The organism is Nocardia terpenica (assembly GCF_013186535.1).
In the GTDB taxonomy this organism is placed as follows: domain Bacteria; phylum Actinomycetota; class Actinomycetes; order Mycobacteriales; family Mycobacteriaceae; genus Nocardia; species Nocardia terpenica.
On record NZ_JABMCZ010000005.1, the window covers coordinates 597,529 to 618,429 of the forward strand.

General features: G+C 70.1%; 16 protein-coding genes. 14 read left to right on the forward strand and 2 right to left on the reverse strand.

The window, feature by feature from the left end; genetic code table 11:
• Positions 1–3 precede the first annotated feature (3 nt).
• A complete protein-coding gene (locus HPY32_RS38655) occupies positions 4–936 on the reverse strand; it encodes a DUF8176 domain-containing protein (protein WP_067588100.1) in 933 nt (310 codons plus the stop codon).
• 871 nt (positions 937–1,807) lie between these two features.
• On the opposite strand from HPY32_RS38655, the gene HPY32_RS38660 reads away from it, so the two are divergent.
• Positions 1,808–2,686 (forward strand): DMT family transporter, encoded by an 879-nt coding sequence (locus HPY32_RS38660; protein ID WP_067588098.1) that lies wholly within the window; start codon positions 1,808–1,810, stop codon positions 2,684–2,686.
• On the opposite strand, the gene HPY32_RS38665 is transcribed toward HPY32_RS38660, so the two are convergent.
• Complete coding sequence (locus HPY32_RS38665) at positions 2,662–4,953, reverse strand: RelA/SpoT family protein (protein WP_228785899.1); 2,292 nt, start codon at positions 4,951–4,953, stop codon at positions 2,662–2,664. The genes HPY32_RS38660 and HPY32_RS38665 overlap by 25 nt on opposite strands.
• Before the next feature lie 870 nt (positions 4,954–5,823).
• On the opposite strand from HPY32_RS38665, the gene HPY32_RS38670 reads away from it, so the two are divergent.
• From HPY32_RS38670 to HPY32_RS38730, 13 genes are all read left to right on the forward strand, one after another.
• Complete coding sequence (locus HPY32_RS38670) at positions 5,824–7,086, forward strand: NB-ARC domain-containing protein (protein ID WP_171983264.1); 1,263 nt, start codon at positions 5,824–5,826, stop codon at positions 7,084–7,086.
• 170 nt (positions 7,087–7,256) lie between these two features.
• Positions 7,257–8,087, forward strand: coding sequence for an isocitrate lyase/PEP mutase family protein (locus tag HPY32_RS38675; protein ID WP_067588092.1), 831 nt, complete (start codon positions 7,257–7,259; stop codon positions 8,085–8,087).
• Positions 8,088–8,106: 19 nt separating this feature from the next.
• Positions 8,107–9,333, forward strand: a complete 1,227-nt coding sequence (locus HPY32_RS38680; RefSeq protein WP_067588090.1) for an MFS transporter — start codon at positions 8,107–8,109, stop codon at positions 9,331–9,333.
• The gene (locus HPY32_RS38685; protein ID WP_197696499.1) at positions 9,330–10,958 is read left to right on the forward strand and encodes a peptide ABC transporter substrate-binding protein; all 1,629 of its coding nucleotides are present in this window, start codon (positions 9,330–9,332) and stop codon (positions 10,956–10,958) included. Before HPY32_RS38680 ends, HPY32_RS38685 begins: the two co-directional genes overlap by 4 nt.
• A 178-nt stretch (positions 10,959–11,136) precedes the next feature.
• Positions 11,137–11,715, forward strand: a complete 579-nt coding sequence (locus HPY32_RS38690; protein WP_156674452.1) for a hypothetical protein — start codon at positions 11,137–11,139, stop codon at positions 11,713–11,715.
• A 126-nt stretch (positions 11,716–11,841) separates the two neighbouring features.
• Positions 11,842–13,491, forward strand: a complete 1,650-nt coding sequence (locus HPY32_RS38695) for a peptide ABC transporter substrate-binding protein (RefSeq protein ID WP_197696498.1) — start codon at positions 11,842–11,844, stop codon at positions 13,489–13,491.
• A gap of 186 nt (positions 13,492–13,677) precedes the next feature.
• Positions 13,678–14,967, forward strand: a complete 1,290-nt coding sequence (locus HPY32_RS38700; protein WP_067588086.1) for a lysine N(6)-hydroxylase/L-ornithine N(5)-oxygenase family protein — start codon at positions 13,678–13,680, stop codon at positions 14,965–14,967.
• Positions 14,964–15,365: a cupin domain-containing protein gene (locus HPY32_RS38705; RefSeq protein WP_067588084.1), complete on the forward strand. Its 402-nt coding sequence runs from the start codon at positions 14,964–14,966 to the stop codon at positions 15,363–15,365. Before HPY32_RS38700 ends, HPY32_RS38705 begins: the two co-directional genes overlap by 4 nt.
• Complete coding sequence (locus HPY32_RS38710) at positions 15,362–16,885, forward strand: class I tRNA ligase family protein (RefSeq protein WP_067588082.1); 1,524 nt, start codon at positions 15,362–15,364, stop codon at positions 16,883–16,885. Before HPY32_RS38705 ends, HPY32_RS38710 begins: the two co-directional genes overlap by 4 nt.
• Position 16,886: 1 nt before the next feature.
• Complete coding sequence (locus HPY32_RS38715) at positions 16,887–17,924, forward strand: NAD(P)/FAD-dependent oxidoreductase (protein WP_067588080.1); 1,038 nt, start codon at positions 16,887–16,889, stop codon at positions 17,922–17,924.
• Between the two features lie 17 nt (positions 17,925–17,941).
• Complete coding sequence (locus HPY32_RS38720) at positions 17,942–19,237, forward strand: ATP-grasp domain-containing protein (RefSeq protein WP_067588079.1); 1,296 nt, start codon at positions 17,942–17,944, stop codon at positions 19,235–19,237.
• Positions 19,234–19,557 carry an avidin-fold protein gene (locus tag HPY32_RS38725; RefSeq protein ID WP_067588077.1) on the forward strand — a complete coding sequence of 108 codons (324 nt, stop codon included), beginning with the start codon at positions 19,234–19,236 and terminating at the stop codon, positions 19,555–19,557. The genes HPY32_RS38720 and HPY32_RS38725 overlap by 4 nt, the downstream gene beginning before the upstream one ends.
• Positions 19,554–20,900, forward strand: a complete 1,347-nt coding sequence (locus HPY32_RS38730; RefSeq protein ID WP_067588076.1) for an FAD-binding oxidoreductase — start codon at positions 19,554–19,556, stop codon at positions 20,898–20,900. The genes HPY32_RS38725 and HPY32_RS38730 overlap by 4 nt, the downstream gene beginning before the upstream one ends.
• Position 20,901 lies beyond the last annotated feature (1 nt).

Here is a 20,901-nt window from a genome sequence, read left to right on the forward strand (position 1 = left end):
CTCTTACCCGGCCGTGATGCCCGTGATGAGCGTGCGGTCGCCGATCACCGCGGTGGTGACGGTCTGCCTGTCGTAGGTCGTCGGGGCGCGGTTCGGGCGGCGCTCGGTGACCTCCACCGCGTATTTGCCGTCCTCCAGCGTGATCACGCGGACGCAGTAGCCGGTGCCCGGGGGGATCGAGTCGATGCCGCGCTGGATCAGCGGCGCCGGGGACACCGCCGCGTCCGGGGCGACGACCTCGCGCGCGCGTTCGGCGGACCGCTCCACGTAGTAGGAGTGCTGGAACCACATGATGGCGTCGGGGCCGGAGTCGGTGCCACCGGGCTCCGCGCCGCGCAGCACCCGGTCGGAGCGCTCGGTCGGGCAGCTGCCGGGGGCGGCCTCGCCGGTCGCGGCGGTGAGGCGGACCGGGGGCGCGGGCGGGCCCGCGGCGTGCCTGGCGCCGCCGCGGGCGTACAGCAAATACAGAGCGAAACATGCTGCGGCGACCAGCAATAGCACGGCAACCGCCAGGACGACGGCGACGCGCCACCGATTCGGGTGGGCCCGCTCGCGCAGCGTGCCGAACGAGGCGGCCGCGCCCGGCCCGTCGCGGCCCAGCCGCGGCAGGCCGAGGTGCGGCTCGCCGTCCTCGTCGTCCCAGGGGAATCGCACCGATTCCGCGTCGGGCACCGGGTAGTCGTCGTCCGGGCCGGGCGCGTGGTCGGCCACCCAGTCCGACCAGCCGCCCACGAATTCCGCTCGCGAGGCGGCGGGTTCGTCGGTGAACGGGATGTCGAACGGTTCGGGTTCGATGTCGCGGATGTAGTGCGGGAACCGGGCCGCGCCGGCGTCGTCGAAGGCGGGCACGGCCACCGCCGGGGCGGGCGGCGGGGCCAATCCCTCCGGCTCCACGGCCGGGTACCAGCGAGCCAGGTCTTTGTACGACTTCAACATTCCCCCATCCCCGCGGAGCCGGGCACGTCGTGCAGCATCGTCGGACCCTCTCGGCGATCAGTTCGTGGAGAACGGGTAGTTGTGGTCAGCGGTACCTGCGGACGGAACCGTCGTCACAGCGCCGGGTGTGCTGGCGCCCGGTCCTGTCCCGAACGGAAATTGTCCCGTACCCGACGAATTCGGCGAACTCGACGCGCCGGAAGGTAACCCTGAGAATCCGGTAACCGGGCTGCTCGGGCCGCCCTTCGTGGCCGCGGCACTCTCGGCGTCGGCGGCGGGGGCGGTCTTCTCGGACGGAAGCAGTCCGCGGAATTCGCCGGTGCCCCGAATCCCCAAGGCGTACAGTGCCGGACAAATGTCGAGAGGAGGGCGGGTGACACCGGGGGCGAGCGCCGCGACGGCGAATGCGGTCGGGCTCAGCATGCCCCGGGTTGTACGTGCGGTCAGCACCATCCTGACCCCCTAGCCAGCCGTCTGCGATAGTTCGGAGGGTCGAGAGCAGGGCGACCCGTCCGGCAAACTTCGGGTGGTCGGGGGTGTGCCGCCGGTCGCGCGAGCTCCGAAACGTCATCGACCGTAACAGAATCCAGCGAACGCCGCACTGCATCCTGCAAAATGCGAGCGCGGAAGGGGATGTTCCACCGCAACCGTGGCAAAACCGACCGGATGAATTCCAGCTGCGCGGAGTCGATTACGGGGCGTGCGGAGCAACCGCCGAGCGACCGAAGAATGAATAGTGTACGCCGCGAACCGGAATCGCTCGTCTCCGGCATTGTGTCATCGGGGGAAATACCAGATTCTCGGCCGCGGCGGCCCGACTCGCCCCGGGGTCCCCGGCCGCGACCCCGGCCGGGGCGGGCAGACTGGGCGCATGGCCGATCTTCCGATAGCCGCCGTTGCCTGCGCGTTCCTCGGCGCGGCGCTGTTCGCGGTGGGCGCGGTGGCGCAGCAGAGCGCGGCATCCGACGTTCCCGAGGGCGAGGCCCTGCTGGCGCGGCTGGTGCGCAGCCCGCGCTGGTGGGCCGGGTTGCTCGGCGACGCGGGCGGTTTCGGCCTGCAGGTGGCGGCGCTGGCGCTGGGCTCGGTGCTGGTCGTGCAGCCGATCCTGGTGAGCGCGCTGGTGTTCGCGCTGCCGCTGGCGGCCCGCTACAGCGGGCGGCGGGTGACCGGGCGGATGTGGGCGCAGGCGGCGGCGCTGTCGATCGCGCTGGCGTGCTTCCTGGTCGTGGGCGATCCGACCGAGGGGGTGGTGGACGCCCCCGGGCATCGCTGGCTGTGGCCGCTGGGCGCGGTGCTGGCGGTGGTCGCGGTGTGCATCGCGGCCGGGCTCACCCTGTCGGCGCCGTCGGTGCGGGCGCTGCTGCTGGGCACCGCCGCGGGGCTGCTGTTCGGCATCTCGGCCGCGCTCACCGATCACGTCATGCATCTGTTCGAGCACGGGGTGGGGGCGGTGCTGCGCGGCTGGGAGATCTACGCCCTCGCCGTCACCGGCCTCGGCGGCCTGTACGTCCAGCAGCGCGGCTACCAGGCGGGGCCGCTGTCGGCGTCGCTCCCCGCGTTCACCGTCACCGAGCCGATCGCCGCCGCCGTCCTCGGCATGACCGTGCTGGACGAGCGCCTGCGCAGCGGCCCGGTCGGCACCGCCGTCGTGATCGTCGCCGCGGTGGTGATGTGCGTTGCGGCCGTACAGCTTTCGCAGGCCCAGGCGCACGACGACGCGGCCGCTCAGGCCGCGGAGGTCACCCGGTAGACGTCGTAGACGCCCTCGACATTGCGCACCACATTGAGCAGGTGGCCCAGATGCTTCGGGTCGCCCATCTCGAAGGTGAACTTGCTGATGGCCACCCGGTCGCCGGAGGTCATGACCGAGGCCGACAGGATATTGACCTTCTCGTCGGCCAGCACCTTGGTCACGTCCGATAGCAGGCGGGTGCGGTCCAGCGCCTCGATCTGGATGGCGACCAGGAACACCGACGACGGCGAGGGCGCCCACTTCACCTCGATGATGCGCTCCTGCTGGGCCTGTAGCGAATCGGCGTTGGTGCAGTCGGTGCGGTGCACGCTGACCGCGCCGCCGCGGGTCACGAAGCCCATGATCTCGTCGCCGGGGACCGGGGTGCAGCACTTGGCGAGCTTGGCGACGGTGCCCGGCGCGCCCGGGATCTCGACCCCCGCGTCGCCGGTGGTGCGCTGGCGCAGCGGCAGCGTGGACGGCGTACTGCGCTCGGCGAGTTCGTTCTCCACGTCGCCGACGCCGCCGAGCTGGGCCATGAGCCGCTGCACGACGTGGTGCGCCGACACCTGGTTCTCGCCGACCGCGGCGTAGAGCGCCGAGATGTCGGTGTAGTGCAGTTCGTGGGCGAGCGCGGTCATCGCGTCCACGCTCATCAGCCGCTGCAGCGGCAGGCCGGACCGGCGGACCTCCTTGGAGATCTGCTCCTTACCGGCCTCCAGCGCCTCCTCGCGGCGCTCCTTCGCGAACCACTGCCGGATCTTGGCCTTCGCCCGCGGCGAGACCACGAAGTTCTGCCAGTCCCGGCTGGGTCCGGCGTTCTGCGCCTTGGAGGTGAAGATCTCGACGACCTCGCCGTTCTCCAGCTGCCGCTCCAGCGCGACCAGCCGCCCGTTGACCCGGGCGCCGATGCACTTGTGGCCCACCTCGGTGTGCACCGCATAGGCGAAGTCGACCGGGGTGGACTTCTGCGGCAGCGTGATGACGTCGCCCTTCGGGGTGAACACGAAGATCTCCGGCGACTTCAGGTCGAAGCGCAGCGACTCCAGGAACTCCGCCGGGTCCGCGGCCTCGCGCTGCCAGTCGAGCAGCTGACGCATCCACGCCATGTCGTCGACCTCGGCGGCGTCGCCGGAGTGGCGGCCCTTGGTCTCCTTGTAGCGCCAGTGCGCGGCGATGCCGAACTCGGCGGTGCGGTGCATGTCCTGGGTGCGGATCTGCACCTCGAGCGGTTTGCCGTCCGGGCCCACGACCGTGGTGTGCAGCGACTGGTAGACGCCGTAGCGGGGCTGGGCGATGTAGTCCTTGAACCGCCCGGCCATCGGCTGCCACAGCGAGTGCACCACGCCGACCGCGGCGTAGCAGTCGCGCACCTCGTCGCAGAGAATGCGGATGCCGACCAGGTCGTGGATGTCGTCGAAGTCCTTGCCCTTGACGATCATCTTCTGATAGATCGACCAGTAGTGCTTGGGGCGGCCCTCGACGATGGCGTTGATCCGGCTGGCGGCGAGCGTGTTCACGATCTCGGCGCGCACCTTGGCCAGATAGGTGTCGCGCGAGGGCGCGCGGTCGGCGACCAGGCGCACGATCTCGTCGTACTTCTTCGGGTGCAGGATCGCGAAGGCCAGATCCTCGAGCTCCCACTTGACCGTGGCCATGCCGAGCCGATGGGCAAGCGGCGCAATGACTTCCAGCGTCTCGCGGGCCTTCTTGGCCTGCTTCTCCGGCGGCAGGAAACGCATGGTGCGCATGTTGTGCAGCCGGTCGGCGACCTTGATCACCAGCACGCGCGGATCGCGGGCCATGGCGATGATCATCTTGCGGATGGTCTCGGCCTCGGCGGCGGCGCCCAGGTTGACCTTGTCCAGTTTGGTGACGCCGTCGACCAGGTGCGCGACCTCCTGGCCGAACTCGGCGGTGAGCTCGTCGAGCGAGTAGCCGGTGTCCTCCACGGTGTCGTGCAGCAGCGCCGCCACCAGGGTGGTGGTGTCCATGCCGAGCTCGGCCAGGATATTGGCGACCGCGAGCGGATGGGTGATGTAGGGATCGCCGGACTTGCGGAACTGGTGGGCGTGCTTCTCGTCGGCGACGTCGAAGGCACGCTGCAGCAATTGCAGATTGGCCTTCGGGTACAGCTCACGATGCACGGTGGCCAGCGGCTCGAGCACGGGCTTGACCGCGGCGATGCCGCGCTGGCCGGTCATCCGGCGGGCCAGCCGGGCGCGCACCCGGCGCGAGGCCGAGGTGGGCACGGCGGCCGGGCTGCCGGGCTGCCGCATCGGCATGTTCCGCGGGGTCGGGGCCGACACGCCGGGAGACGACACGCCGGGATTCGCTGAGGTGGGCGAGGCGGGGGGGACGTCGTCCCCGGCTGCCGATTGCTCGGCATTCGCTTTCTCCAGATGCTGAGTCATGCCACCACCTCTCCGGGCTCGATCGGCATACCCTATCCGACCGGTCCAACGGCTCAGACCACCAACTTTAATCCGGGTCGCCGAGTGCCGTCGCCCGGTCGCGCCGGGCGGGTTGTCCGGACCGTCGCCAGCGCACCCGGGTCGGGCATTCCGGACGGTGCCGATCCGTGATGCCGATCGGAAATCGGCCATCGATATCGCCCGGTTTCGGTTTGACAGAGCTCCAACCGTGTGGCCTCCTTGGCTCCATGCATGCAAGGGAGCACGGTCGGATTCGGCCGCTCCGGGGGCGGCGTGGGGGTCCGCAATGTTTCCTCTGCGGGGATCGCCCGGAACCGTCGGATCTACGCGGTATGCGTCGGCGCGGGAGGTTGGACCGAAAATCTTTGCGTTTCATGCGAAGTCCGCTTACGTAGCGGGTTCCGGACACTATGCAGGGTTTAGACACGCCGTTGTCTCCTGAACGCCGCCGCGCCCCCGTTCGTTCATCCTCGAGACGAACGATGGACCCGGGGTGTGGTTCGGCATCGACATTCCACGATGTGCGAGAACGAGCCATACTGGCTGGTGGCAACGGGCCGTGAATTGGGGACAGGCATGATGCCACAACGTGATTCAAGGGGAAGCCGACTCATGGGTAGACGCGAAAAACCACTCGACGGTCGGTCCGGACCTCTCGCCGCGTTCGCCGGCGATCTTCGTAAACTCCGTGCGGCAGCGGGGAATCCGTCCTATCGGCAGATGGCGAGCGTGGCCATGTACTCGCCCTCCGTGCTGTCCGAGGCGGCCAGCGGCTACCGGCTACCCACCCTGCAGGTGACCCAGGCATTCGTGCGGGCCTGCGGCGGCGACCCCGCCGAATGGGAGCATCGATGGCGGGAAGTACGGGGGGACAAGGGATTCGATCAGCCGGAGGAAAACTCCGAGGACCGCCACCCGGACGGCGCGGGCCACCCGCGCCCGTCCCAGCTACCCATCGGACCGCACGACTTCGTCGGTCGCGCAGCGGAATTCGAGGGCGCACGCGCGGCCACCGCCCGCTCCGGCGACTCCCGGGTGCCGCTGGCGATCCGCGGTCCGGCCGGAATCGGCAAGACCGCCTTCGCCCTTCGGTTCGCGCACCGGCTGGTCGACGAGTTCCCCGACGGTCAGCTGTGGGCGGATATGAGCGCTCCGGAGGCCACGCCGCTGGAGGTCATGGCCGGTTTCCTGCATGCGCTCGGCGTGCCGCCCGACCGAGTGCCGTCGGACGAGATGCACCGGATCGGCCTGTACCGCTCCATGCTGGCCGAACGCCGCGTGGTGGTGCTGCTGGACGACGTGCGCGACGAACCGCAGGTCAGGCCGCTGCTGGCGCGCTCGCTCACCAGCCAGATCCTGATCACCAGCCGCTCGCGGCTGCTCGGCCTGGACGGGGTGCGCCGGCTCACCCTGGCCCCGCTGGCGCGCTCGGAGTCGCTGGATCTGCTGCGGCTGCTCGTCGGCAGCGACCGGGTGCGGTCGGAACACGCTGCGGCACTGAGGATCGCGGACTTCTGCGCGAATCTGCCGCTGGCCGTCACCATCGCCGGACGCAAGATCGCCGCCCAGCCCGGGCGGCGGCTCGGCGAGGTGGCCGACCGGCTGGCGGCCGGGGTGACCGTGGCGAACTGGCTGCGGATCGGCGACATCTGCCTGGCCGATTCCGTGCTCCCGGCCTACCTGTCGCTGCCGCCGCTGGCCAAGCACGTGGTGCACATGCTCGCCGAGGGCTGCGACGAGGTGACCCCCGCGGGACTGGCGCACGACCTGCACATTTCGATCGATACCGCCGAATACGCGATGGACAGCCTGATCGATACCGGCCTGCTGCACCGGGTCTCGGGCCCCGAGCGGTACACGCTGCCCGCGTTGATCGGCCTGCTGGTGGCGCAGGAGACCGGCCGGTTCGCGATCCGACGCGAGCCGGACACCGGTGAACTTCCGGTGGTCCGCAGCGCCGCCGACTCCCCCTTTCGCGTTTGATCGGTTGTCCGCTGCGCCCGGCGAACACCGCAGAATACCCCGGCGGACCGCCGCCGTTGGCGTTCGATTGTTCGGAATCGGTTAGGGCGCAGTAGATTCGACCATTTTCACCGGTAGCCTTCCTCGCGTTCGATGACCACGGAAATCATGCCCCCGCGAGGAGTCGCAGAGTGAACGACAGTCAGCGCAGCAATGCGGAAAAATTTCGGGAACTGCACGCGGCCGGCGCCTTCGTGCTGCCCAATGCCTGGGACGCGGTGAGCGCGGCGCTGGTCGCGCAGGCGGGCGCGCCGGCGGTCGCCACCACCAGCGCCGCGGTGTCGTGGGCGCTCGGCCGCGGTGACGGGCAGCGGCTGACCCGAGCGGAAATGATCGAGCAGGTGCGCCGGATCGCCGCGACCGTGCCGGTCCCGGTGACCGCCGACGTGGAGGGCGGCTACGGCCCCGCCCCCGCCGACGTCGCCGCCACCGTCGAGGCGGTGATCGCGGCCGGTGCGGTCGGGGTGAACCTGGAGGATTCCACCGAGCCCGGCGGGCCGCTGTTCTCGATCGCCGAGCAGGCCACCCGGTTGCGGGCGGGCCGGGCCGCCGCCGGGCGCGCCGGTCTGCCCGCACTGGTGATCAACGCGCGCACCGACGTGTACCTGTTCGGCATCGGCGAACCCGAGGGCCGCCAGGCGGAGGTGCTGGTCCGGGCCGAGGCGTACGCCGAGGCCGGGGCGGACGCCCTGTTCGTGCCGGGCCTGCTGGATCTCGACGCCCTGCGCGAGCTGGCCGGGAAGTCGCCGCTGCCGATCAACGTCATGGTCGGCCCGGGCGCGCCGACCGTGCCCGAACTGGCCGCGACCGGCGTGCGCCGGATCAGCCTCGGCCCGGCGCTGGCCCAGGCCGCCTACGCCACGGTGCGGGCGGCCGCGACCGAACTGCTCGCCGAGGGCGGCTACGCCGCGCTCGGCGGCGGCCTCGACTTCGGCGAGGTCGAAGCACTTTTCGCGCAATGACCCGAGGGGATCGGCTCCGATGAACACACGTACCACCACACAGCGTGCCGGGGTGCTGGAAACCCTGCGGGACACTCCGCGCCCGGTCCGCTATCTGCTGTCCGGCGTGCTGGTCAATCAGCTCGGCGCGTTCGTGCAGACCTTCCTGGTCCTGTATCTGACGCATCGCGACTTCACCGTCGGGCGGGCCGGTCTGGCGCTGACCGCCTACAGCGCCGGGGCCGTCTTCGGCACCATGCTCGGCGGTGAGCTGACCCAGCGACTCGGACCGCGCACCACGATCGTGACGGCCATGACCGGCTCGGCGGTGTTCCTGGCGCTGATTCCGGCGCTGGCGCACCAGAATCTGTTCCCGGCGCTGGTCGTGGTCGTCGCCGCCGCGGGACTGATCTCGCAGGCGTACCGGCCCGCCGCCGCGCTGATGCTGAGCGATCTCATGCCCGCCCAGCACCGGGTGATGGCGTTCTCGATGATGCGGATCGCGCTGAATACCGGTGCGGCACTGGCCCCGCTGCTCGCGGCGGGCCTGATCCTGCTGGACTGGAACCTGCTGTACTGGGTGAACGCGGTGACCGCGCTGACCTACGGCGTGCTGGCGCTGACCCTGCTGCCCGCGGTGCACGCACCGGCGGCCGAGGAAGCGGAATCGCCTGCGCCGCAGGTACGTTCGGGTTACGCGGTGCTGCTGCGCGACTACCGCTATCACCTGTTCCTGGCGTCGGTGCTGATCGGCACCCTGATCTACATCCAGTACACGGTGGCGCTGCCGCTGAATCTGGCCCGCGACGGGTATCCGACCGCGTGGTACAGCGGCGTGCTGGTGACCGCGTCGGTGGTGCTGATCCTGTTCGAGCTCAAGATCACCACGTATGTCACGCAGTGGCGCGGCGGGCTGGTGGGCGCGGCCGGCACCGCGATCATGGGGCTCGGCGTGGCGGGTTACGCGCTGGCCGGGCACGCCATCGTCCTGGTGCTGGTGTGCACGGCGCTGTTCGTGCTCGGCGTGATGGTCAACGGGCCCACCATGTTCGCCTATCCGAGCACCTTCCCGGGACCGGTGAAGGCCCGCTACATCGCGACCCACCAGGCCGTCTTCGGTCTCGGCATGGCGATCGGGCCGACGCTGGGCGTGCTCGCGTGGGAGCGGCTCGGCATCGGAATCTGGCCGCTGTGCGGGGTGCTGGGGCTGTTCGCGGCCTGGTGCGCCTACGTCGGCATGCCCGAAAAAGAAGAGGTGACCGCATGATTCGCCGAACTCGACTCGCGGTGGCGCTGGCCGTCACCGCGCTGGCCGCCGGCCTGATGTCCGGCTGCTCCTCGACCTCGAACTCGGCCCCGGCCTCGGATCCCGAGGCGGGCAAGAATTACATCAGCTACAACGGCACCGAGCCGGAGAATCCGCTCATTCCCGGCGACACCACCGAGAGCGGCGGCGTGAAGGTGATCGGCGCGCTGTTCCGCGGGCTGGTGGAGTACGACCCGAAGACCGGCGAACCGCACAACGCGGTGGCACAGTCGATTCGGACCACCGACAACAAGGTCTTCACGATCACCGTGGCGCCCGGCTGGACCTTCCACGACGGCACCCCGGTGACGTCGCAGAGCTTCGTCGACGCCTGGAATTTCACCGCCTACGCGCCGAATCACATGGCCGGGGCCAGCTTCCTGAACCATATCCAGGGCTACACCGATGTCCATCCCAGCGATACGGCGCCGCAGCCGCCCGCGACGACGATGTCGGGGCTGCGGGTCGTCGACGACCACACCTTCACCGTGACGCTGTCGGCGCCGTTCTCGACCTTCACCACCCAGCTCGGGTACGCGGCGTTCTTCCCGCTGCCGAAGAGCTTCTTCACCGATCGCAAAGGGTACGAGGCACATCCGATCGGCGACGGGCCGTTCCAGTTCGTGTCCCGCCAGGTCGGGCACAACATCATGATGTCGCGGTACGAGAAGTTCGGCGGCGCGGTGAAACCGAAGATCGACGGCGTCGAATTCCGGTTCTATCCCACCCTGGAGGACGCCTACGCCGCGGTGAAGGCGAACAAGCTGGACTATCTGGAGATCATCCCGGACTCCGCGCTGAAGGGCGAGCTGTACAAGAAGGAGCTGGCCGGGCGCTCGCTGACCCAGACCTACCTGGGCGTGCAGTCCATCTCGTTCCCGCTCTACGATCCGCGGTATCGGAATCCGCAACTGCGGCAGGCGCTGTCGATGGCGATCGACCGGCAGTACGTGATCAACACGGTCTTCGACGGCGACAAGCAGATCGCGGACGGCCTGGTGCCGCCGTCGGTGCCGGGACGGATCCCCAACCAGTGCGGCGAGCTGTGCACCTATCAGCCGCAGAAGGCCAAGCAGCTGTTCGACGCCACCGGGTTCCAGGGCCCGATCGAGCTGACCTCGAACAACGACTCGGCCAACCAGGATTGGATGGAGGCCACCTGCAAGACCATCACCGCGGCGCTCGGCCGAGAGTGCCACTTCGCGCCGGTGCCGACGCTCGGTGAGTTCCGCACCATGATCGACGATCGCAAGATCACGGGCATCTACCGGTCCGGCTGGGTGGCCGACTACCCGGCGATGGAGGACTTCCTGGAGCCGATCTACCGCACCAACGCGGCGGTCAACGGCACCACCTACTCCGACCCGAAGGTGGACGCGCTGTTCGACCAGGCCGCCGCCGCACCCACCCAGGACCAGGTGCACGCCCTCTATCAGCAGGCCGAACGCCAGATCCTGCAGGACATGCCCGCCATCCCGTTCTGGTTCCAGACGGTGCAGGCCGGGTGGTCGTCTCGACTGCACAATGTCACGGTGACCCCGTTCCGGGAACTGGACCTGTTCAGCGTGACCGCCGACAAGAAGTAGTACGATCCGAAAACCATAGGGCCCCGGTGGATTTCACCGGGGCCCTGGCGTATGCGCCGGGAACGCCGCCGACCGTGATTGATGTTCGGACTCGTTTCACACTGTCGGACAATGTATTCCGGCCCTTCACTGGCTACAGAGTTTCACGGCATGTGCCTGATCGAAGGGACGAAGTTCCATGTCCGCCGACATCGGGAGGATGCCGCGTACCGGCCGATCCCACGCCCGTCAGTTCCCCCTGTCCGCGCTCGCCTGGATCGGCGCGCCCGTCGCGCTCGGGGTGGCGATCTGGGTGTCCACCCGGGTCCACGTGGGGCCGGGCTGGCTCGAGGCCGCCCTGTTCGTCCATCTCGCCTCGGTGGTGGTGGGGCTGGGCGCGGTCCTGGTCGCGGACTATTTCGCGGCGCTGTGGGTGCTGCGCCTGGGCACCCTCGCCGAGGTGATCGCGGGCACGCAGCGGCTGCACCTGCCGATCTGGCTGGGAATGATCGGGCTGGTGAGCAGCGGCATGCTGCTGAGCCCCGATCTGTCCGCCGACACGACCCGGCTCAAGCTCGCGTTCGTGTTCGCCTTGCTGCTCAACGGTTTGTACGCCCGGGCACTGGGCGGACGCATGGCCGCCGCCGGAACCGCGGTCGGCACCGGACTACTCGTCCGCGGCGTGCTGACATCGGTTGTGTCGCAGTCGTGTTGGTGGGGAGCGGTGTGGATCGGATTCGCGGCCGCGCAGGCTCGATCCGCCATTGGTCGGCTTTGATTGCCAGGCCCACCAGCATATTTCGACCAATTCGCGGCTCTGCTGAACTGAATTCGGATCCACCCGGACGATGTCGCCCGCGGGGTCGCCGGGGGGATCCGGCATCATGCAGGAAGGCAACACCCGATGCGAACATCTCGCCTCGTGCCCGGCGCTCTGGCCCTACTTCTGGCGGCCGGTATGGCCGCCGGTTGTGGCAGCGGCACGAAAACCCCGAACACTCAGGATGATTCGATCAGCCTGAACTCGACCGAGCCGGAGAACTCGCTGATCCCCGGCAACACCACCGACGCCGGTGGCTCGAAGATCCTCCGCACCCTGTTCAAAGGGCTGGTGGACTACGACCCGAAGACCGCGGCCCCGCGCAATGCGGTCGCGGAGTCGATCGACACCACCGACTCCCGGGTGTTCACGATCACCGTCCGGCACGGCTGGACCTTCCACGACGGTACCCCGGTGACGGCGCACAGCTTCGTCGACGCCTGGAACTACACCGCCTACCAGCCCGATCATCAACAGGGCGCCGGATTCCTCTCGGTCATCGACGGTTTCGACAAGGTCGACCCGCCCGCTCCTGCCGGTGCGGACCAGACCGCCCCCGCCCCGACCGCGAAGGAGCTCAGCGGGCTGCACGTGATCGACGACTACAGGTTCACCGTCACGCTCACCCAGCCGATGCCCTCGTTCCCGACCCGGCTCGGCTACGTCGCGTATTACCCACTGCCGCAGTCGTTCTTCACCGACCGGGCGGGCTTCGAGGCACACCCCATCGGGGACGGGCCGTTCCGATTCGTCTCGCACACCAAGGGCTCGGACCTGGTGATCGAGCGCTACGACCGGTACGCGGGCCCGCACAAGCCGTCGATCCGGCGGGCACAGTTCCGGTTCGACCCGAGCCTGGAGCACGCGTACGCCGACGTCGTGGCCAACAAGCTGGACTTCCTGGAGGTGCTGCCGGGCGAGGCGCTGGTCGACGGCCGGTACAAGCGCGATCTCGCGGGCCGCAACTTCACCCGGGCCGACACCGGGCTGCAGTCGCTCACCTTCCCGCTCTACGATCCCCGCTTCGCCGATCCCCGTGTCCGGCAGGCGATCTCGATGGCGGTCGATCGGCAGGGGGTGATCGACAAGGTGTTCACCGGCGACCGCACCCCCGCCGACGGCCTGGTGCCGCCGACCGCGCGCGGGGCCACCGCGACGGGCCAGTGCGGCGAGCTGTGCCGGTACCGGCCGCAGCAGGCCAAGGCCCTGTTCGACAGCACCGGATTCCAGGGCCCGATCGAGATCGCGTCCAACACCGACACCGCCAACGAGAAGTGGCTGACCGCGGTGTGCGCGTCCATCACCGCGGCGCTGGGGCGTGCGTGCACCTTCCACGGCGTGCCCACCCTCGGCGAGATCCGGCGGCAGATCAACGCGCACCAGATGTCGGCGATCTACCGCACCGGCTGGGTGGCCGACTACCCGTCGATCGAGAACTTCCTCAACCCGCTCTACCGCACCGGAGGCTCGTCCAACACCGGCCTGTACTCCAATCCGCAGGTCGACGCCCTGCTCGCCCGGGCGGACGCGGCCCGGACCGATCAGGAGTCGTGGCCGCTCTACCAGCAGGCCGAAAAGCTCGTGCTGCAGGACATGCCCGCGGTGCCGCTGCTGGTCCCGGGCGTGCAGACCGGCTGGTCGCAGCGGCTGCGCACGGTGACGGTGACGCCGTTCCGCGATCTGGATCTGGAGTCGGTCACCGTGGCCCCGACGACCGACCGGGCGGCGGGCTGACCGTATTCCGCCGATCAACCCTGGGTGGCGCCGAGTTCCGGTGCCACCCAGGGTTTTTCGCTGTCAAGGCGGAGAAACGGGCGGTCGGTTGATGTTCGGTCCGCGCGAACGCTGTCGACCAATATCGCCCTCACATTGACTGTTACCCAGCGTTATTCGAGATCCTCGAGACTGAGGTGGAAGATAGTGACCGAACACGACGTCGACGTCCTCGCCATCGGCGCCGGGCCCGCGAATCTGGCCCTCGCCGTCGCGCTGGAGGAATCGGGCTCGCCGGACCTGGCCCGCAATACCCTGATCCTGGAGCAGCATCCGGACATCAAGTGGCAGCGCAACCTGCTGCTGCCGTGGGCGCGCAGCCAGGTGTCGTTCCTCAAAGACCTGGTGACACTGCGCAATCCGCGCAGCCGCTTCTCCTTTCTGAACTTCCTGCACGAGCGCGGGCGGCTCGACGACTTCGTCAACCTCGCCACGTTCAATCCCTACCGCTGGGAGCTGTCGGAGTATCAGCAGTGGGTGGCCCACCACCTCGAGCACGTGGGCCTGCGGTACAACGCCCGGGTCGAGCGGATCGAGCCGCGGCGCACCCGGGGCGGCCACATCGACGGCTGGACCGTGGTCCTGACCGACGGCGACCGGATCACCTGCCGGGACCTGGTTTTCGGCACCGGCCGCGATCCGCACATCCCGGACGTGTTCGCCGCGCTACCGGGTGACCGGGTCATTCACAGCACCCAGTACAACACCCGCATCGCCGAGGTCGCGGCCACCCGCGGCGAGCGCGCGCTGCGGCCGGTGGTGGTCGGCGGCGCACAGAGCGCGGCCGAGATGTTCATGGCGGTGCACACCGATCTGCCGAACAGCACGCCCGCCATGGTGATGCGCTCGATCGGGCTGCAGAACTACCAGACCAGCAAGTTCATCAACGAGCTGTTCTACCCGTCGTTCATCGACGAGTTCTACAACTGCGACGCCGAGACCCGCCGCCGCATCCTCGACGAGGTGCACCTGACCAACTACGCCGGTCTGGCGCCGCCGTTTCTGGACGAGCTGTACTACCTGCTGTACCGGCAGCGCATGATGGGCCAGCCGGTCTCGCAGATCCGGGCGATGACCGAGGTGACCGGCGCCCGCATGGACGGCGACGAGGTGGTGCTGGAGCTGCGCGACCGCCGCAGCGGCAAGATCGAGCCGCAGCGCTGCGATCTGGTGCTGCTCGGCACCGGTTTCGACCCGCAGATGCCCGCCCTGGTGCGCGATCTGGCCGAGCGGGTGGGCCTGGACGGCATCGAGGTGAGCCGCCGATATCGGCTGGAACTCGACGACTCCGCCTGGGGCGCAATCTATCTGCAGGGCATGAACGAGGCCACGCACGGCATCGCCGACACCCTGATCAGCGTGCTGGCGCACCGCTCCCAGGACATCGTGGACGACATGGTGGACCGCCGAGCCGTGGCGGAGGTGCGGTCGGCATGAACGCGGAGATCCGAAAGCTGGAGCGGGACAAGCTGACCGAGGCCTACGGTGTGGCCTCGCAGCGGCTGCTGCCCTGGGACGTGCTCAACGCCCCGTTCGAGGGCGCCTGGTGCGCGCTCCCGCCGGGCGGGACATCCACCGCGCACTCCCACCACGAGTACGAGCTGTTCATCGCGATGACCGGGCGCGCGGTCATCGACGTGGACGGGGAGAAGCGGGATTTCGCCGCGGGCGACGTGGCGCATCTGCTGCCGGGGTCGATCCACTACATCCACAACGACGCCGACACCGACTTCGAATGGTATGCGGTCTGGTGGGATTCGGAGATGACGGAACGGTTCGCCGCCCGGCACCGCGCGAATACCGAAGCGGCGCAGACCGGTCCGGGGCAGCCATGACCGGTCCGACCATCGTCATCTCCCCCGCCCCCACCGCCAACGGCGATCTGCACCTGGGGCATATCGCGGGCCCGTTCCTGGCCGCCGACGTCTACTCCCGTTACGCGCGGGCGACGGGCCGAAAGGTGGTGTTCGGCACCGGCGTTCAGGACACCTCCACCTTCGTGGTGACCACCGCCCGCCGGCTCGGCACCACGCCCGAGGCGCTGGTGCGGCAGTCGGCCAAGGAGGTCGAGGCCACCCTCGACGCGCTGGGCATCGCCGTGGACGGCTTCACCGGCTGGGAGGAGCGGTTCACCTCGTTCGTCACCCGGGTCATCGGCGGGCTGCGCGAGGCCGGGCGGCTGCGGTTGCGCCCCATGCGTTTTCCGTACGCGCCCCGCACCGGGGAGTACCTGGTGGACGGCCACGTGGCGGGCATCTGCCCGGTGTGCCTGGCCGAGAGCTGCGGCGGCCTGTGCGAGAGCTGCGGGCATCAGGTCGCGGGATCGGAACTGCTGGAACCGCGTTCGACCCGCGACCCGGACGAGCCGCTGGAGTTCCGCGACGTCGAGGTGCTGGTGCTGCCCGCGGAGGAGTACCGCGGCAAGCTGCGCGCGCACTTCGATCGCATCGCCGGATCGCTGCGCCCGCACGCGGCCCAGGTGATCGAGGAGATCCTGTCGCGTCCGCTGCCGGACTTCCCGGTCAGCTATCCCCTGGGCTGGGGCATCCCGGCCCCGGGGATGCCCGGGCAGGTGGTGAACCCGAACGCCGAGCCGGTGGCGTGGACCATGTACTGCTCGATGCTGGCCGCCGAGCGGGCGGGGCTCAATCCCGGGTCCGAGGACGCGCTGTGGCGGCGCGAGGCCGGGACCGAGATCGTGTACTTCCTCGGCGTGGACAACGTTCACCCGTTCGCGATCTCCGGCCTGGCGATGCTGCTCGCCTTCGGGGACGGCTACCCGCTGCCGACCATGTTCCTCACCAACGAGTTCTACGAGCTGGACCGGTCCAAGTTCTCCACCAGCCGCGGGCATCTGGTGTGGGGCCGCGAGCTGGCCTCGCAGGTGCCGCGCGATCTGATCCGGTTCCATCTGGCCTCCGACAGCCCGGAGTTCCAGCGGACCAGCTTCAATCGCGCCGAACTGGCCGAACTGACCCGAATCCGCCTGGTGGAGCCGTGGAATCGGGTCGCCGAACGGGTCGACGCCTGGGCCGGGAAGGGCCCGCTGCCGGTGTCGGGCGGTTCGCGCAACTCCGCGGTCCGCATCGTGCAGCGCTTCCGCTCGGCCTACGAGCTGCCGCGCTTCAGCGTCACCCGGGCGGCCACCACGCTCACCCAGCAGCTGGGCCGGCTGGACCGGTCCACCCTGACCGGGGGCGATCTCTGCCACGAGGCGGAGGTGCTGTTGCGGTGCGCCGCACCGATTCTCATCGATCTGGCCGCCGCGCTGCCGGACACCCGGATCGACGGCGTCGCCGTCCGCGACATCGTCCGTCCGTTCCGGCTGCCGAGGCTCGCCCCGGCGGAGGTCTGAGATGAGCGCGGTCGTCATCGCGGGGGCCGGGATCACCGGGCTGATCACGGCGGTCCGGTGCGCCCGCGCCGGGCATCGGGTCACGGTCGTGGACCGCGGCCCCATCCCGAACCAGGGGTCGAGCTCGTTCGACCAGCATCGGGTGCTGCGCGCGTTGACGGCCGAGAACACCGGCGCGGCAGCGGCATTGCACCGCCGCTGGCTGGGCCTGCAGGCGCTGCTCGGCGGCCGCTTCTACCGCCGTGTCGGGGTGGTCTCCGGGTGGCCCGCCGAGCACGCCGACGCGGCCCGCGACGCCGCCGACCGGGCCGGGGTGCGGATCGCCGTGCTGGAGCCGGATCGGTTGCCGCACATCGTGTTCCCGGAAGGGTATCTCGGCGTGCGGGAGCTGGACGCCGGGGTGCTGCTGGCCGAACGGGTGCTGCACGCGGCCGTGCGCTGGCTGCGCGGGCATCCGGCGGTCACGCTGCGGCCGTGGACGGAGGTGGTCGGCGTGGACACCGCCGCCGCCCGCCTGGATCTGGCCGACGGTGGTTGTCTCGCAGGCGATCTCGTGCTCGTGGCCGCGGGGGCGTGGACCCGCGACCTGGTGCGCACCGATACCGAGGTGCACCGGCAGACCATCGTCTACGTGCGCCCGCCCGCCGAGCTGGAGCGCTGGTGGCAGCACGCGCCGACCGCGGGCGGGGTCGGCGACGACGGCACCGGCTGGCTGCTGCCGCCCGGCGACGGCACGCTGCTCAAGCTGAGCTCCACCACCATGTGCCGGACCGTGTCCACCCTGGCCGAGCCCGACGACCTCGACCGCGCCACCGCCGACCACTGCCGGGAACGCCTGCTCGCCGGGCCCCGGCGCTACCCGATCGTCGCGATCAAACACTGCCACTACACCGTCGACGCCCGCACCGGCGGCGCCGCCCTGGAACGGGTCGGCCCGGCCGTGTGGGCACGCGCGGCCGTCGGCGGCGACGGCTTCCGTACCGCCCCGCTGATAGCCGACCGCATCGCCGAACTGGCCGCCACCCCCCTCGCGGCCTGACCTCGAAAGGACTCGCAATGACCACCAACGACGCGTTGCTCGCGATCGGCAGCGGGCTGCATCTGTATCGGGAGTACCTGGTGCGCTCCGCGCATGCGCGGGCCCGCGCGCTGGGCCTGGATCTGGTGCTGCTCAACAACATCGAACCGACCTGGCAGCGCGACTACTTCGACGACATCACCGTCGCCAACCTGTTCGATCACGCCATCCTCGCCGAGCGGGCGCGCGAGATCGCGGCCCGCCGCACCATCGTCGGGGTGATGTGCTGGGACGAGCCGCTGGTGCAGCCCGCCGCCGATCTGGCCGAGGAGTTCGGCGTGCCGGGCCTGAGCGCCGACGGCGTGCGCGGCTGCCGCGACAAGAACCGCACCCGCTCGGTGCTCACCGCGGCCGGGCAGCTGCAGCCGCGATTCGAGCTGACCCACACCGTCGAACAGGCCCGGGCCGCCGCCGCGCGGATCGGATACCCGGTCGTGGTGAAGCCGCAGGCGCTGGGCGCCAGCATGGGCGTGATCCTGGCCGCCGACGCGGACGAGCTGGACGCGGCCTTCGGGGTGGCGGCGGGCGCCAGCGCCATCGGCGACGAGCCCTACCGCGGCACCGCCATCGTGGAGGAGTACGCGGCGGGCCCGGAGATCAGCATCGACGCCGCGGTGTACAAGGGCGAGTATCTGCCGATGTTCGTGGCGCGCAAGCGAACCGGGCTGGAACCGTACTTCGAGGAGGTCGGCCACATCGTCGACGCCGCCGATCCGCTGCTGCGGCACGCCGCCCTGCTCGACACGCTGGCCCGCGCGCACCGGGAACTCGGCGTGGAGAACGGCATCACGCACAGCGAGGTCAAGCTCACCGATCGCGGCCCGCTGATCATCGAGATCAACGGTCGCCTGGGCGGCGACCTGATCCCGTTCCTCGGCAAGATCGCCACCGGCATCGACCCGGGCGAGGTGCTGGTCGACATCGCCACCGGCCGCCGCCCCACCCTCACCCCGACCCGGAATGCGGTGGCGGGCATCCGATTCGGCTATCCGGAGCGCGACTGCGTGGCGCGCGCGGTGCGGGTGCCCGAGCACGCCCCGGGCCTGGTCACCGCCGCCGCCATGGTGGAGCCGGGCGCCGAATTGCGGCTTCCCCCCGGCGGTTACATCGCCCGGCACTCGTTCGTGGTGTGCGAGGCGTCGGACCCGCAGCGCTGCGACGCCCTGCTCGATGCCGCCGCCGCCCTGGTCGAGGTGGACGGCGAACCGCTCGAACCACTCGCCGCCGGTGCGACGTTCACGCTCCCGGCCGGACTCCTGGACGCCGACAAATGATCAATTACGAGGGCAGGCGCTTCCGCAATCCCGCCTCCGACGACGGCGTGATCGCCCGCTACCACCAGGCCGGTGATCTGGTGTGGGCGCACTTCTCCGGCGGCCACGTGCGCCGCGGCAGCATCACCGGGCTCGTCGACGACGCCGGGGCGCTGCGGATGGCCTACACGATGGTGCTGGCCGACGGCGAGATCGTCACCGGCTTCACCCACAGCACGCCGGAGACCGACGGCGGCGGGCCGCTGCGGTTGCGCGAGGAATGGGAGCGGTACGGGCCCAACAGTTCTCGCGGCACCTCCTACCTCGAGGAGGTGCCGTGAACGGGCTGCAGGAGCTCGTCGCGGGCCGCCTGCACTATCCGGGTGACGCCGGATTCGCGGCGGCCACCGCGCCGTTCAACAAGCGCTACGCCGATGTCCGCCCGGCCGCGGCGCTGTCGGTGCGCGATGCCGCCGACGTGTCGCGCGCCCTGGTCTGGGCGCGGGAGTGCGGGGTGTCGATCGTGCCGCGCGGCGGTGGCCACAGCTATGCGGGCTACTCCACCGGCACCGGCCTGGTGCTGGATCTGCGGGCGCTCGACCGGATCCGCGTCGACGCCGACGCCGGGCTGGTGACGGTGGGCGGCGGGGCCCGCGGCGGCGCGATGTACGCGGCGCTGGAGCGCAGCAATCTGGCGTTCCCGCTGGGCAATTCGGACGAGGTCGGGATCGGCGGGCTGACCCTGGGCGGCGGCGTGGCGGCGGTGTCGCGCGCGTTCGGGCTGACCTGCGACACGCTCGTCGAGACCGAGATCGTGCTCGCCGACGGCAGCATCCGGGTGTGCAACGCGACCGAGAACGCGGATCTGTTCTGGGCGTGCCGGGGTGGTGGTGGCGGCAATTTCGGCGTCAACACCTCGTTCACCTTCCAGGCCGTCGAGCCGCGGCCGAGTTCGACGGTGCTGCTGCTGTGGGAGTGGCGGTATGCCCGCGAGGTGCTGGCGGCGATGCAGGAGGTGATGGCGGCCGCGCCGGACGAGTTCGCCGCTCGCATCGGCGCGGCCCGCGCGGGCAACGACCCCGCCCTGGTGTCGGTGGTGGGCCAGCACCTCGGTCCCGCAACGGAATTGCGCGAGCTGCTGGCCCCGGCGCTGGCGACCGCGCCGCCGCTGCGCTGCGCCATCGAGGACGCCACCTACTGGGAGGCCAAGGATTTCCTGCACCACGAGACCTCCGGCGACCCGTTCGCGGTGCGCACCCGCACCACGCCGAAACCGTTGGCGGAGGCGGGAGTCGAGGCCATCGTCGCCGCGGTGGACCGCTGGCCCGGCAGCGGCAACCCCGACGGCGGCGGCGTGGCCCTGTTCACCTGGGGCGGCGCGATCAACCGAATCCCGGTCTCCGACACCGCGTTCCCGCACCGCGACGTGCTGTTCCTGATCTCCATGGACACCTCGTGGAGCACCACCGACCCCGCCCACACGGTCTGGTCCAACCTGGAATGGCTGGACGGCCTGCACGAGGAGATGGCCGCCCACGCCACCCCCTCCTCCTACCTCAACTTCACCGACCCCTCCCTCACCGACTGGCGCACCGCCTACTACGGCCCCAACCACACCCGCCTGGCCCAAATCAAACGCCGCTACGACCCCCACCGCGTCTTCGACTTCCCCCAGGCGGTATGAC

Bases quoted from the DNA above. Each gene is read 5' to 3' on its own strand.
- HPY32_RS38705 (WP_067588084.1), top strand. From the start codon at position 14,964: ATGAACGCGGAGATCCGAAAGCTGGAGCGGGACAAGCTGACCGAGGCC.
- HPY32_RS38665 (WP_228785899.1), bottom strand. From the start codon at position 4,953: ATGCCGATGCGGCAGCCCGGCAGCCCGGCCGCCGTGCCCACCTCGGCC.
- HPY32_RS38670 (WP_171983264.1), top strand. From the start codon at position 5,824: ATGGCGAGCGTGGCCATGTACTCGCCCTCCGTGCTGTCCGAGGCGGCC.
- HPY32_RS38725 (WP_067588077.1), top strand. From the start codon at position 19,234: ATGATCAATTACGAGGGCAGGCGCTTCCGCAATCCCGCCTCCGACGAC.
- HPY32_RS38710 (WP_067588082.1), top strand. From the start codon at position 15,362: ATGACCGGTCCGACCATCGTCATCTCCCCCGCCCCCACCGCCAACGGC.
- HPY32_RS38685 (WP_197696499.1), top strand. From the start codon at position 9,330: ATGATTCGCCGAACTCGACTCGCGGTGGCGCTGGCCGTCACCGCGCTG.
- HPY32_RS38655 (WP_067588100.1), bottom strand. From the start codon at position 936: ATGTTGAAGTCGTACAAAGACCTGGCTCGCTGGTACCCGGCCGTGGAG.
- HPY32_RS38690 (WP_156674452.1), top strand. From the start codon at position 11,137: ATGTCCGCCGACATCGGGAGGATGCCGCGTACCGGCCGATCCCACGCC.
- HPY32_RS38720 (WP_067588079.1), top strand. From the start codon at position 17,942: ATGACCACCAACGACGCGTTGCTCGCGATCGGCAGCGGGCTGCATCTG.
- HPY32_RS38680 (WP_067588090.1), top strand. From the start codon at position 8,107: ATGAACACACGTACCACCACACAGCGTGCCGGGGTGCTGGAAACCCTG.
- HPY32_RS38715 (WP_067588080.1), top strand. From the start codon at position 16,887: ATGAGCGCGGTCGTCATCGCGGGGGCCGGGATCACCGGGCTGATCACG.
- HPY32_RS38695 (WP_197696498.1), top strand. From the start codon at position 11,842: ATGCGAACATCTCGCCTCGTGCCCGGCGCTCTGGCCCTACTTCTGGCG.
- HPY32_RS38660 (WP_067588098.1), top strand. From the start codon at position 1,808: ATGGCCGATCTTCCGATAGCCGCCGTTGCCTGCGCGTTCCTCGGCGCG.